The 13,592-nt window shown below is 39.2% G+C and carries 16 protein-coding genes; 4 read left to right on the top strand and 12 right to left on the bottom strand.

Annotation, left to right across the window (positions count from 1 at the left end):
* Positions 1–109: 109 nt before the first annotated feature.
* Positions 110–1,207, top strand: coding sequence for an ABC transporter ATP-binding protein (locus KO561_RS05860; RefSeq protein ID WP_231096191.1), 1,098 nt, complete (start codon positions 110–112; stop codon positions 1,205–1,207).
* A gap of 39 nt (positions 1,208–1,246) precedes the next feature.
* Here the strand turns inward: KO561_RS05860 and KO561_RS05855 are convergent, their stop codons facing one another.
* The 4 genes from KO561_RS05855 to fumC all read right to left on the bottom strand — a co-directional run bounded on the left by KO561_RS05855 (position 1,247) and on the right by fumC (position 3,684).
* A complete protein-coding gene (locus KO561_RS05855; RefSeq protein ID WP_231096190.1) occupies positions 1,247–1,495 on the bottom strand; it encodes a hypothetical protein in 249 nt (82 codons plus the stop codon).
* Positions 1,496–1,623: 128 nt separating this feature from the next.
* Complete coding sequence (locus KO561_RS05850; protein WP_231096189.1) at positions 1,624–1,821, bottom strand: alpha/beta-type small acid-soluble spore protein; 198 nt, start codon at positions 1,819–1,821, stop codon at positions 1,624–1,626.
* A 101-nt stretch (positions 1,822–1,922) separates the two neighbouring features.
* Positions 1,923–2,123 carry an alpha/beta-type small acid-soluble spore protein gene (locus KO561_RS05845; RefSeq protein WP_231096188.1) on the bottom strand — a complete coding sequence of 67 codons (201 nt, stop codon included), beginning with the start codon at positions 2,121–2,123 and terminating at the stop codon, positions 1,923–1,925.
* Positions 2,124–2,298: 175 nt separating this feature from the next.
* Entirely contained in the window at positions 2,299–3,684 is a 1,386-nt protein-coding gene (gene fumC, locus KO561_RS05840; RefSeq protein WP_231096187.1) for a class II fumarate hydratase, read from the bottom strand.
* A 425-nt stretch (positions 3,685–4,109) separates the two neighbouring features.
* On the opposite strand from fumC, the gene KO561_RS05835 reads away from it, so the two are divergent.
* Positions 4,110–5,024 carry a zinc dependent phospholipase C family protein gene (locus tag KO561_RS05835; RefSeq protein WP_231096186.1) on the top strand — a complete coding sequence of 305 codons (915 nt, stop codon included), beginning with the start codon at positions 4,110–4,112 and terminating at the stop codon, positions 5,022–5,024.
* Between the two features lie 25 nt (positions 5,025–5,049).
* Here KO561_RS05835 and KO561_RS05830 read toward each other — a convergent pair whose 3' ends face one another.
* The 5 genes from KO561_RS05830 to wrbA form a co-directional block, all read right to left on the bottom strand.
* Positions 5,050–6,306 (bottom strand): MFS transporter, encoded by a 1,257-nt coding sequence (locus KO561_RS05830; RefSeq protein WP_231096185.1) that lies wholly within the window; start codon positions 6,304–6,306, stop codon positions 5,050–5,052.
* A 151-nt stretch (positions 6,307–6,457) separates the two neighbouring features.
* Positions 6,458–7,249, bottom strand: a complete 792-nt coding sequence (locus KO561_RS05825) for a M15 family metallopeptidase (RefSeq protein ID WP_231096184.1) — start codon at positions 7,247–7,249, stop codon at positions 6,458–6,460.
* 133 nt (positions 7,250–7,382) lie between these two features.
* Positions 7,383–7,625 carry an IDEAL domain-containing protein gene (locus KO561_RS05820; RefSeq protein ID WP_231096183.1) on the bottom strand — a complete coding sequence of 81 codons (243 nt, stop codon included), beginning with the start codon at positions 7,623–7,625 and terminating at the stop codon, positions 7,383–7,385.
* 122 nt (positions 7,626–7,747) lie between these two features.
* Positions 7,748–9,034, bottom strand: a complete 1,287-nt coding sequence (locus KO561_RS05815; protein WP_231096182.1) for an MFS transporter — start codon at positions 9,032–9,034, stop codon at positions 7,748–7,750.
* 144 nt (positions 9,035–9,178) lie between these two features.
* A complete protein-coding gene (wrbA, locus tag KO561_RS05810) occupies positions 9,179–9,775 on the bottom strand; it encodes an NAD(P)H:quinone oxidoreductase (protein ID WP_408004843.1) in 597 nt (198 codons plus the stop codon).
* Positions 9,776–10,106: 331 nt separating this feature from the next.
* Here wrbA and KO561_RS05805 point away from each other — a divergent pair, with 331 nt between their 5' ends.
* The gene (locus KO561_RS05805; protein ID WP_231096181.1) at positions 10,107–10,982 is read left to right on the top strand and encodes a cation diffusion facilitator family transporter; all 876 of its coding nucleotides are present in this window, start codon (positions 10,107–10,109) and stop codon (positions 10,980–10,982) included.
* Between the two features lie 34 nt (positions 10,983–11,016).
* Here the strand turns inward: KO561_RS05805 and KO561_RS05800 are convergent, their stop codons facing one another.
* The 3 genes from KO561_RS05800 to map all read right to left on the bottom strand — a co-directional run bounded on the left by KO561_RS05800 (position 11,017) and on the right by map (position 12,936).
* Entirely contained in the window at positions 11,017–11,310 is a 294-nt protein-coding gene (locus tag KO561_RS05800; RefSeq protein WP_231096180.1) for an AzlD domain-containing protein, read from the bottom strand.
* On the bottom strand, positions 11,307–11,990 hold the full coding sequence (locus tag KO561_RS05795; protein ID WP_408004865.1) for an AzlC family ABC transporter permease: 684 nt from the start codon (positions 11,988–11,990) through the stop codon (positions 11,307–11,309). The genes KO561_RS05800 and KO561_RS05795 overlap by 4 nt, the downstream gene beginning before the upstream one ends.
* 190 nt (positions 11,991–12,180) lie before the next feature.
* Positions 12,181–12,936 carry a type I methionyl aminopeptidase gene (gene map, locus KO561_RS05790; protein WP_231096178.1) on the bottom strand — a complete coding sequence of 252 codons (756 nt, stop codon included), beginning with the start codon at positions 12,934–12,936 and terminating at the stop codon, positions 12,181–12,183.
* Positions 12,937–13,058: 122 nt separating this feature from the next.
* Between map and KO561_RS05785 the strand changes: the two genes are divergently transcribed.
* A complete protein-coding gene (locus KO561_RS05785; protein WP_231096177.1) occupies positions 13,059–13,562 on the top strand; it encodes a GNAT family N-acetyltransferase in 504 nt (167 codons plus the stop codon).
* Positions 13,563–13,592 lie beyond the last annotated feature (30 nt).

Raw genomic sequence — 13,592 nt, 5'->3', positions numbered from 1 at the left:
AAAGCGTTTTCATTTCTTTGTGCACGTTTTCCATTTACGTTCTTCTCCTACGTAAGGTACACTTAATACATAATTTGAAACGCTTTCATAAAAACGGAGGGGAAACGTAATGGCAGAATTAAAATTGCAAAACATTTACAAAGTGTATGACAAAAAAGTAACCGCTGTTCAAGACTTTAACCTTGATATCGAAGATAAAGAGTTCGTCGTATTTGTAGGTCCATCTGGTTGTGGGAAATCTACAACGTTACGTATGATCGCTGGACTAGAAGAAATTTCCGATGGAGATTTCCTGATTGATGGAAATCGCATGAACGACGTTGCTCCTAAAGACCGTGACATCGCAATGGTATTCCAAAACTACGCGCTTTATCCACATATGAACGTTTATGACAACATGGCGTTCGGACTGAAGCTTCGCAAATTTAAAAAAGACGAAATCGATGCTCGTGTACAGAATGCAGCAAAAATCCTAGGATTAGAAGCTTACTTAGATCGTAAACCAAAAGCTCTTTCCGGTGGTCAACGTCAACGTGTGGCATTAGGTCGTGCAATCGTTCGTGATGCAAAAGTATTCCTAATGGACGAACCATTATCTAACTTAGATGCAAAGCTACGTGTACAAATGCGTGCAGAAATTCAAAAGCTTCACAAACGTCTTCAAACAACAACTATCTATGTTACACACGACCAAACAGAAGCGATGACAATGGCAACTCGCCTAGTTGTTATGAAAGATGGTGTAATCCAACAAGTTGGTGCGCCTAAAGAAGTATATGATAAACCAGAGAACATTTTCGTTGGTGGATTTATCGGTTCTCCTTCCATGAACTTCTTGTCCGGTACTTTAAGAGAAGGACATGTTGAATTAGCAGATCTTAAAATTGCGGTTCCAGAAGGAAAAATGAAAGTTCTTCGTGATCAAAACTATGTAGGAAAAGAAATTGTACTCGGTGTTCGTCCAGAGGATATTCATGATGAGCCAGTATTCATCGAATCCACTCCAGATACAAAAATTAAAGCAACGATTGATGTTGCGGAATTAATGGGTTCTGAGTCTTACCTTTATTCTAAAGTAGCCGATCAAGATTTCATTGCTCGTGTAGATTCTCGTACAGATATCAACGGCGGTGAAGAAATTGAACTAGCATTTGACATGAACAAAGCTCACTTCTTCGATAAAGATACAGAGCTTCGAATCCGCTAATAGAAAAGAGAGATGCGATTTAAAAGTCGCATCTCTCTTTTATTTTTCCCCAATCCCCTTCGTAAGCTGATGGCTACACGTTGGACATATAAATAAATGCATACATACATTACGTTCATCGGAAGCATCCGCTCCATCAACTGTATTCGTAATTTGATAATCTAAATAGGGACTGTAGTCGCTATGATAATCGACGGCACGACCCACATCATCCATATTCTCCCCGCAATTGGTACAATACATTTCGAATTGCTCTAGACCATTGCATAAAGGGCAACTTTTCACCATCATCCACCCCTTTCATGGTCTTAATGTGCACCAAATTCAAAGATTTCATGATATGTAAAATAACTCACTTGGCATAGTAAAAGAGACACCTGCCGGAACAGGTGTCTCTAGCCATTTTTATTTAATTATTATTTTCTACCACCAAGTTGTTGCTCAGCAGTTTGGACTAAACGCTTAGTGATTTCTCCACCAACAGATCCGTTAGCACGAGAAGTAGTATCAGCACCAAGGTTTACACCGAATTCTTGAGCAATCTCGTATTTCATTTGGTCTAGTGCTTGTTCAACACCAGCTACTAAAAGTTCGTTTGAGTTGTTGCTTGCCATGTCCTTTCACCTCCCTTGTTACTATCTAGTGTTTGAAGTAACTCGAATCTTATTATAATTTTTTTCTGGTAATTTCTACTTACGGAAGTGTTTCTAAGAGATTACTTAACTTGTCCGCCAAATTGTTGTTCTGCTGTTTGGACTAAACGTTTTGTAATTTCTCCTCCAACAGAACCATTAGCGCGAGAAGTATTATCAGCACCAAGATTTACGCCGAATTCTTGAGCGATTTCATACTTCATTTGATCAAGAGCTTGTTCCACGCCAGGTACAAGTAGTTCGTTGCTGTTGTTGCTGGCCATGTCTATCACCTCCTGTACCCAATATTGTGGTCAGGACAGTGGATTTTATGATAAAAAATCACCAGAAATATTATCCAAACTAAAAAAATCCCAGCATGGCGGTTTAGAGCCCTACTAGGATTTTTTAATTTATTTCGTTATAAATTCTTTTTACAAGTCATAAAGCCTTGTATTTTTACTTTGGATACGTCATTTCTTTCGGATTAATATACTCATCAAACTGCTCTTCTGTAAGTAATCCAGATTCTAGAGCGGCCTCTTTCAACGTTGTATTATCCGCAAAAGCTTTTTTCGCAATTTTAGCCGCATTCTCATAACCAATATACGGATTAAGCGCTGTTACAAGCATTAAAGAGTTGTTTAGGTTTTTCTCAATATTCGTGTGATTTGGTTCAATTCCTACCGCACAGCGATCATTAAAGGAAAGCATGCTGTCTGCAAGTAGCTGTGCAGATTGTAAGAAATTATAAGCGATTACCGGTTTAAACACATTCAATTCAAAGTTTCCTTGGCTTGCTGCAAATCCAATTGTTGCGTCATTCCCCATAACTTGCGCTGCTACCATAGTGACAGCTTCGCTTTGCGTTGGGTTTACTTTTCCTGGCATAATGGAGCTTCCTGGTTCATTGGCAGGAATATTAATTTCCGCAAGACCACTTCTCGGACCACTTGCTAACCATCTTACGTCATTTGCAATTTTCATAAGATCTGCTGCCAAGCCTTTCAAAGCACCATGTACATAAACAAGCTCGTCATGGCTAGTTAAAGCATGAAATTTATTTTGAGCCGAAACAAACTTCTTACCTGTTAGTTCACTAATTTTTGCACTTACACGCTCAGAAAATTCCGGATGTGCGTTTAGCCCTGTTCCAACAGCCGTACCACCAATCGCAAGTTCACGAACATGATCTAAGCTTTGAGTAAGCATGACTTCTGTTTTTTCTAGCATACGGTGCCAACCACTAATTTCTTGTCCTAAAGTTAGAGGTGTAGCATCCTGTAAGTGTGTTCGTCCAATTTTCACGATATCCTTAAACGCTTCCATTTTTTCTGCAAACGTATCCTTTAAGGTTGTTAAAGCTGGCAATACAACATCTTCTACTTTTACCAATGCTGCAACATGTAGAGCTGTTGGATACGTATCATTGGAGCTTTGAGATTTATTGACATCATCATTTGGATGAAGTGTTACATCGCTATTTTGTTCTTTTAACCATTGGTTCCCAACGTAAGCAATCACTTCATTTACATTCATGTTGGACTGCGTTCCACTACCAGTTTGCCATACAACTAGTGGGAAGTGTTCATTTAATTCTCCAGCCACAATCTTATCTGCAGCATAAGCAATCGCATCAGCCTTCTCCGCATCAAGCAAACCTAAGTCTCTGTTTACTAGGGCCGCACTTTTCTTTAGAATAGCAAAGCCACGAACAATTTCCACAGGCATTTTTTCGGAGCCAATGGGGAAGTTTTGTTTACTTCTTTCCGTTTGCGCCCCCCAAAACTTATCTACTTCTACTTTTATCTCTCCAATTGTGTCTCTTTCAATGCGGTAATCCATATTTTCAAATCCTCCCTTGTGATCAAATACCCTTTTCCATTGTATCAAATTTTTAGAAAAACAAGAACAAAAGCGTGGGGTGCTCGGTATTATCGATTACTGACTAAAACCGTCCTCCGGTGGACAATGTCTGTAGAAAGATAAGTTAAAAATATTTCGTATCGGTAAATGCATCCAATTATTCGTATCCACTATACTCTTTTTCCTAGTCATGCTATCCTTAAAATATCACATTGGGAGGGGGAATCTAGACACTAGATGACTCTCATTTGTGGTTTTATATGGTGATAACATTTTGGAGTCTCCTATGTGAGGCTTCTTTTTTGTACTTACCAAATGACACAAAAATTTCTTGTTTATAACTCCTAAATTACAACAATCTCTTCTATAATGAATGTATAAGGAGTTGTCTAGGAGGAATATACATGCCGAATATATGGACACACATACTATTTTGTGATGAGTTGTTGGAGACCATCAACGAACCATCATGCGGGGAACATGAAACCTATTTAAATCTTGGCGCACAAGGTCCAGACCCATTCTTCTACCATAATTTTTTACCATGGAAAAAAGATAAAAAGGTAAACCAAATTGGAACATTACTTCATACCGAACAATGTGGGGACTTTTTAACCTTCCTGATACAGAAAGCTCCTCAATACGGGGAGAAAGCAAAAGCCTATGTGCTAGGATTTGTGACTCATCATATTTTAGACCGAAACACTCATCCTTATATTCATTACAAGGCAGGCTATGAAAGGAACAATCATCAATACTTAGAAGTGATTATTGACACGATTATGATGAATCGTTTTCGAAACCAGGACACATGGAAATTTGCTGTTTATAAAGAAATTGATGTTGGACATAAGTTAGATGAGGATGTAAACCAACTAATGAAAGAAGCGATCCAAACACACTTTCCGGAAGCTGTATCGAATCTTTCTCCAGACTATGTGAAGGACTCCTATCGCGATATGAAACGAGCTTTAATGATCGTGTCCGACTCAACGGGCTTAAAAAATGTATTTCTGTCTTCTCTTATTTCTTCCTTCTCTCATCGTCCCATTAAAGAGAAGAAAGATTACTTAGGCGAAGAACGGAATACGTGGTACCACCCGGCAACAAAGGAACCTTCTACAAAAAGCTTTGTAGATTTGTATGAAGAAGGCAAGATAGAAGGCACGGAAGTCTTAAAAGAGTTACTCAAGTACTGGGAAAGCCCAACAGAGAACCAATTATCAAAACTGCAAGCGTTACTAGACGATATCTCTTACGATACAGGCACACCTGCTTCGATGAGGCATAAGCCGATTTATAGTGATCCGATTGTTTAAAACAAAAGAGGCCAAACGGCCTCTTTTATTTTGCTTCATTGATACCTTTTTCAATATTTACACGGTGCAATAATGCGATGCCAACTACGAAGAATACCAATAAGGAAATAATTCCAAAACGGCTGTTTCCGGTAAGCTGACCTACTAAACCAAATAAGAATGGTCCAAAAACCGCAGCGAATTTAGAGGATATCCCATAGAATCCGTAAAACTCTGCATGGCGGTTCTTTGGCACCATTTTACCGAAAATGGATCGGCTTAATGCTTGCGCCCCACCTTGAACAAGTCCTACACAAATCGCTAATAAATAGAAATGAAGGGCACTCGACATAAAGAAGCCTAGCAATACAATGGCGACGTAAACATAAAGCGATAGTAGCAAAGCCTTCTTTGCCGAAATTTTTGAAGACAACCAACCAAATGCAAACGTACAAGGTAATCCAACAAATTGTGTAATTAACAGTGCCGTAATTAAAGCGTTTGTTCCGATTCCGATATCTTTCCCATAGATAGTTGCCATTTTAATAATCGTTGAAATTCCATCGTTATATAACCAAAAAGCAATTAAAAAAATGAGAAGTTGCTTATAATGTTTAAGTTCCTTTAACGTCTGTCCAACTCTAACTAATCCAATCACCGCATAGGACTGGGTTCGCTTTAACTGCGTTTTTTTCTCTTCTTGAATATTTTTAAAAAGCGGGATAGAGAAAACAAACCACCAAATCCCTACCGATATAAAGGAAATCTGACTAGCTACCATTGCATTAGGAATCCCGAACCAATCATATTTCAAAAGCATGAGAACATTGATTGCTAAAAGTATTCCGCCACCGAGATAACCGAATGCATAGCCTCTCGTTGAAACTCGATCCATTTCGCCTTCTTCCGCTATTTCTGGTAAAAATGCATCGTAAAACACATTCCCTCCTGAGAAACCAATCGTTCCAAGAATTAGTAAGATAGAAGCTAGGATGTAGTCTCCTTCTCCGACAAATGCCAATAGAATACTTGCGATGATTCCCATGTAGGCAAAGAATCGAAGAAATTGTTTTTTCGCTGATGAGTAATCACTTATTGCTCCTAATATTGGAGAAAGAATGGCAACTGTAAATACAGCTATGGAATTCGAGTACCCCCAATAACTAGAAGCTAGGGATTGATCCAAGCCTTTTGCTGCAACATCATAATAATAAACAGGTAAAATAGCAGCAGTAATCGTTGTTGAAAAGGCAGAATTGGCCCAATCATAAAAGGCCCAACTTTTTACTAACTTTTTGTTCATAGCCCCACTTCGCCTTCTATTTGTAAAATATGTAACAGGAGGAACATACCTCCTTCTTTATTATAGCAATGTTTGACCATTAATTTAGCACTCTTTACAGAAATTTAATGTTCCTCGAGATTAAAAAAAACAGATGCCACCGAAGTGACATCTATTGTTGTAGTTCATAATATTCTTCTAATGTTATTCCACGGTTAAAGATCTCTTCCGCCATTTCTTTTCCGACATATCTGATATGCCAAGGCTCGTAACTATACCCCGTAATCTCTTCTTTACCTTCCGGGTAACGAATAACAAATCCAAATTTATGCGCATTTTCAGCTAACCAAGTACCTTCGTTCGTTTGTTCAAAGGTCTGCTCAAGCGCAAAAGCAACTTCGGCACTCGTTACATCCATCGCTAAACCAGATTGGTGTTCGCTGCTTCCTGGCTGGGCCGAAAACTTATCAGCATGCTCTTTCCCATTTGCCTCCACATTACTTTGATAAATAGTGGCTTGTCGCTCATAGGATCGGTATCCAGATGCAGCTACTAGATCAATACCAGCTTGCTCAGATGCTTGGAATAAAGTTTCTAGTGCCGTTGCCGCTTCTTTTCTCATTTTTCTTTTATCTACTATTTTTTCAAATGAAAACGGTACATTAGGTACTACTAAATCAGCTGGAACATATTCTTCTGGCAGAAAGTGCACCTTATTTACTAATATATGAATATTGTCAGGATCTTCACTAGCTAAAACAAGTTCTGGGCCTAGTTGCTCTTCTCTGGTAGGCTCCTTAGATTCGTCAAGCGTTTCTGTTTTAGCATCCTGATTCTCCTCATTTGATTGCTCTGTTTCTGCTGATTTATCTTGGTCTGGTGTCTGATGGGATTCAGATTGATCGTTGTTCCCGCATGCTGCTAATAACAATGCTATACTAATCCAAAGCATCATTTTTTTCATGATTATGTCTCCTTAGCTGTGTATAATTCATTCATTTTCCACTATAACATATAAATCCTTAAAGAAAATATGGTTTATTTAACCTACTAAAAAAGACCTTGTCAGATTTGACAAGGTCTAAAACATGCATTACTTATTTTCTTACATACGGTTGATACTGTTCACTTAATTCGTAAAAAGCTTCACTATTGTTTGTATCAATCGATTCATTAATCATTTCCTCTAAATGCGCTTTATTCCAATTAAAACATAATTCATCAAGGAGTAATTGAGCTGCTAATTTAATCTCGTATGAAATCTCCCGCTTAGCTACGATTTTCGAATAATGACCACTGCCAAATACCTTTAACCTGTAGTTTACTTTATGCTTTTTCATGGAACACGCCTCCTCGTTCCTTTTTTCTATTATCCTAAATTTTCAGGAATAAAGCAATAATTTTCTGAAAATTTTTAATGGTTATTTTTACCTATTGCTAAACAAAAAAAGCAACCCTGCTTTTAATATTTCTTAAACAGGGTTGCTTCTATTTGTTGGGATCCGCTTGATGACTTTTCCCCATCGGCTTCCGGGTGAATAACCTTAAAGGCTAACAGCGCTGCAATAACCGCTGACCCGCAAAGGACGGCGACCATCCACACGAGACTAGGAAGGTCCATCAAAAGGGCAATGACGGGGGGACCAGCTGCTACGCCTGCAAAACGAGCAGAACTGTAGATACAGCTAATCGTACCTCTTACTTCCTTACTTATACTTTCTGTAATGATCGCATCGAGACTAGGCAAACCTACGCCGATGCCGACTCCACAAACGAGAAAAACAATAATTAAGTAAATAAATTGTTCCGAAAAGCTAACGGCAACCGTTGTTAGACCTGCCAACATGATACCCGTAAAGGTAATCCATTTCATTTTAATAATATCGTCCTTTATTACTTTTCCAGTAATATAGGACGCCAAGCATAAAGCTGCAAGTGGAATGGCTAAATATAGCCCTTTCCTAATTCCTTTTATATTATAAACATCCTCCATCACGCTGGATAGATAGAAAAGGATTCCAAATAAAATAAACATAAGAATAGCACCGACGATAAAGACGGCAACTAACCAACGACCATGCGTATGAAAGGTACTCTTCGTATTTTTCCAAAATTCCTTAAAGGATGGACCTTTCTCTTCATTTTTCGGTTTTTTCACTAGTATGAGAACGAGTAAAACGGACATTAAACAGAATACTGGTATAGAAAAGAATGGCAAATACCAGATTACTCCTGCCAGTACGGATCCTAAAATAGGACTTAGTACTTTTCCGAACGTATTCGAGGTTTCAATGAGCCCAAGTGTCGCACTCACATCCTTTTCCCTCCGAAACATATCTCCAACTAGTGGCAACACAATAGGGGCTGTTCCCGAGGCGCCAATTCCTTGAAGAATACGCCCAACTAACACCCATGTAAAGGGATCATCCATTTTCCATGCTGCATAACCAGAAATCAATCCTCCGATTCCAGCAGCTATCAATGAAGGGATGATGACTATTTTTCGACCAAATCGGTCAGACAGAAAGCCTGCTATCGGAATGAGAAAAATAGCGACAATGGAATATACAGTAATAATATAACTGGATTGAAGTTTGGATATATTTAATTCCTTTTCCATATCTGGAAGTACCGGTATGAGCATTGAATTCCCTAGTGTCATGATTAAAGGAATGGAAGCTAAGGAGACGATAGCCCATCTTTTCTCGTATATTTCACTGCTTTTTTTCGTTGCACGATCTTCACTCATGATGACCATCCTTTCGCAATGGACTAAGCCTATTGTTTACCATAAGCCTCTGCCTTCATACAAAGTAGACCGTTACATTTAATGGAAGTACCATTTAAAAATTAAATGACCTCTCCTTTTTGGACAGGTCATTTTTTGAGTGAATTACTTTGCTATTTTCTGGGTGATTTCAACCGTTCTTTTCGCTTGAAACTTTACGCCGCCCTCTACGTCTTCGACCATATTATTATTCTGGTCGACGGTTACACTTACTCCATATGGATTTCCTCCTGCAGCAAAGGTCACCGGATCTGCGTAACCTGGTGCAGCTATAATAGCACCCCAGTGGAACATAGACGTATATACGCTTAGGATTGTAGCTTCTTGACCACCATGTGGGTTCTGCGCGGAAGACATGGCGCTCACGACTTTATTTACCGTCTTCCCTTGTGCCCATAAGCCCCCTGCTTGGTCGAAAAACTGTTTTGCTTGGGCAGGAACATTTCCAAATCGAGTTGGAACACTAAAAATAATACCATCTGCCCACTCTAAGTCGTCATTCGTTGCTTCTTGCACATCTTTAGTCGACTCAAAATGCTCTTTCCAAGCTGGATTCTGAGCAATTGCAGACTCAGGAGCAAGCTCTTTCATCTTTCGAACTCTTACCTCTGCCCCTGCTTCTTTTGCTGCTTCTTCTGCCCATTTGGATAACTGATAGTTAGTCCCTGTGGAACTGTAATAAATAATCGCGATGTTTACCATACTAATCGTCCTCATTTCTTAAGAATTTCACAAATAGTATGTATCAATTCGATAGAAACATACGAAGTTTTAACTACTTTTTTCCATAGGTATGGAACTTCCTTTCAAGTAAAGATTAAATCGAAAAGTTTCATTAAGTAAACATGTTTTAGTATAGAAAAGTAATCTTCCTAAGCGAAGCACTTTTTCTCTAGACTCACTCTATCATTCTTTGGTAAGCTTACTATGCTTATAAGGGGATGTTCAAAAAGTTCGGGTGAAACCGGTTGAACCTAGTTGCCTTCTCCTCCTTTTTGAACTCACACATATAATTAACTGGAGGCCAACGCTAATGGAGCAATATGCAAACTTAAAAAAGGGAGAGATAGGAGCATGGGTAAGTATTGGTGCTTATCTATTTCTGTCTGTCTTAAAATTAGTCGTAGCTACAATTGGGAACTCTGATGCACTAAAGGCGGACGGCTTAAACAACACCACCGACGTCATTGCTTCCATAGCTGTTCTCATTGGCCTTCGCATTTCACGGAAACCACCGGATGGAGATCATCATTATGGGCATTTTCGCGCAGAGACGATCGCATCTCTAGTTGCTGCCTTTATCATGATCACAGTCGGGATTAATGTTATATTGGACACGGTTGAAAAGCTTTGGAACGGTGTTGAATCCCATCCTACAATGTTGACAGCATGGACCGCTCTTTTTTCTGCTGTTTTTATGATAGGAATTTATACGTTCAACTACAGATTATCGAAAAAAATAAACAGTCTATCTCTTCAAGCAGCTGCACAGGATAACAAATCGGATGCACTCGTCAGTATTGGGGCATTTGTAGGCATCATAGGAGCACAATTTGGACAAGCTTGGCTAGATCCCGTAGCTGGTCTTATTGTTGGATTAATCATTTGTTGGACTGCTTGGAAAATATTCTCGGAAGCCACCCATACGTTAACCGATGGTTTTGATGAACAGGATATATCGAATATTAAAGAGAGCATCCAAAAAGATCCGGAAGTGGAAGAGGTAAAAGATATTAAAGGTAGACTACACGGAAACCAAGCGTTAGTCGAGGTTACTATTTTTGTTGATCCTGAATTAAACGTACAAGAAAGCCATGAAATAACAGAAAGATTAGAGGATGTCTTAGCCAAAAAGCATGATATTAATCATGCTCATATTCATATTGAACCATATAAGGAAGAGGAATAAGGGGAAGGAAAAAAGCGCATCTCAATGCGCTTTTTTACATCGTTAAAACATATACGGTTAAAGTAGCACCGATTACGGCAATGATTATGTTTAATCCTAAAAAGGACAATACAACCGCTGTTAGAGCACCGAAAAAGCCGATGTGAGGTTTGTCTGGAATAACAGTTAGAATTCCTGGGAAAATCAATGCCCCTAAAGCTGCATATGGAATCGCATTTAACCAGCGATTGACCCAGTTGGGAAAATGTACTTTGTCTACAATATATGCCGGTACAAACCTTGGCACAATGGTTACGAGAGCCATTCCAATAATAATGAGAAGGATCATTCTTTTTCATCCTCCTTTAATAACGGGATTCCGATAAATCCACCGAGAACGGTCCCAAGTACGATGGCCCAGCCTTGGCTCATAATGAAGCTTGCACTATAGTTAATAAGCATAGCAAACACTGCTATCAGTCCCACTCGCCACTCTTTTTTCACCGATGGTATTAACAACCCAATAAACATTGCATATAAGGCTATCCCCATACTTTGGCTTAAGCTACTCGGAACAATGTCTCCTAGAACACCACCGAGAAAGGAACCAATAACCCAGGAAGAGTAAGCCGTGAGCATAAGGGCTGCGTAAAAATAACCACCGTTTTCCTCTTTTGCTTTTTCCGGATGTAAGGAAGCGACAGCAAACGTTTCATCGGTTAGTCCAAAAGATAAAGGCACCTTCCACTTCAATCCAATCCCTCGAACTCGGTTCATAAATGATAAACTCATCACGAAATGACGGAAGTTCAATACAAATGTCGCGATAATAATTTCCATGGCGCCTGTTCCTAAGGCAATCATATTAACACCCATAAATTGACTAGCACCGGCAAAAACCATCACACTCATCAAAGTAATTTCGGTGACTGACATCCCTGCTTGTTCCCCTAATACACCGTACGTAATAGCAATAGGAAGATAGCCGAGCATAATTGGAAAGCCTTTTGCTACACCTTTTTGGATCATGGATACATTAGAACTTGCATCTTTCTGAACATCAATTGCTCTTGAAGTCAAACCCCTCACTCCTACCCCTTAATCCTTTTAGTTGAGTAAATTAGTAAAATATTTTTCCATTATACCGAACCATGCTTGAGCTAGTCTATACCTTAGTATGAAAAAACCAGTTAACTTTTGGGGTTAACTGGTTCCGGGCTTATAGGTTATCTTGATCTGTTATAATAATCGGTTTATCTTTTGTAATGACTAACGTATGTTCATATTGCGCCGAGTATTTGCCATCAATCGTACGTGCTGTCCAATTGTTGTCGTCCATTTGGCTTTCCCATGCTCCGATGTTAATCATCGGTTCGATTGTGATGACCATACCTTCTTTTAGTCTTTGTCCTCGACCAGCCTCACCGAAATGCGGGATGTGAGGTTCTTCATGAATGGTCGGTCCAATTCCGTGGCCGGTAAAGTCTTTGACTACGGAAAAGCCTTCCTCTTCCGCATAGGTTTGGATCGCATGACCAATATCGCCGATTCGCTTTCCGGCTGTTGCTTGCTCCATTCCTTTATACAAAGAGGTTTTCGTAACCTCTAAAAGTTTTTCCGTCTGTTCGTCTACTTCCCCTACAGCGTATGTCCAAGCGGAATCAGCTAATCCTCCGTTTAGGTTTACAACCATATCAATCGTTACAATATCCCCATTTTTTAAAGGCTCATTACGAGGAAATCCATGACAGATTTCATCATTAATGGAGGCACATGTGGCATATTCATAGCCGTTGTACCCTTTTTGTTCCGGTGTTGCACCATGCTTTGCCAAGAAATCCTCTACAAAATCATCTATTTCCTTTGTCGTTACACCCGGCTTGATTCGTTTGGCAATTTCTTTATGACATTGAGCGAGTAATTTTCCTGCTTCTTGCATTAACGCTATTTCACGGCTGCTTTTTCTTGTAATCATTTGGAAACTTCCTTTCTTTCTCATTACCTATTTTCAGTATATCTGACTGACATTTTTTCTCCTTTACAAGTTTACCACAGATTTCTATCCTCATGGTATGATGGTGCAAAGGAGTTGGCAATATGGACATTCGCCTTATTACAGAACATGATGCTGAACAGTGCTGGATGCTTCGACTCGAAGCGTTGAAAGAAGAGCCAGATGCTTTTATCACTACTTATGAAGAAGCTATTAATCGAGAAGATCCCATTGAACAATTAAAGAAGCGCCTACAAGACCGCGGGCAACGTTTTTTTGGAGCTTTTTTGGATGGTAAGCTAGTTGGAAATGTAACACTTGTTCATAAAACCCACCCTAAATTCGCTCATAAAGTAGAACTTGTTGCTATGTATGTTTCCAAGAATCACCGGAATCTACAAATCGGGACGAAGTTACTTCAAGAAGTTATCCGTTATGGAAAAGAGGCTGGTATAGAACAGCTACAATTATGTGTCGTTGCAGATAATGAAAAGGCTGTGCATGTATATCAAAAGATAGGCTTTGAGATATACGGTACGGAAAAACAAGCGATTAAAGTTGGTAAACGTTATTTAGATGAGCATCTAATGGTTTATAAGCTATACTAAATAGGTCTTTAGATGAAACGAAATTTTTAT

This window comes from Radiobacillus kanasensis (assembly GCF_021049245.1).
GTDB classification, from domain to species: domain Bacteria; phylum Bacillota; class Bacilli; order Bacillales; family Amphibacillaceae; genus Radiobacillus; species Radiobacillus kanasensis.
This window is presented reverse-complemented; position numbering and strand designations above follow the sequence as displayed.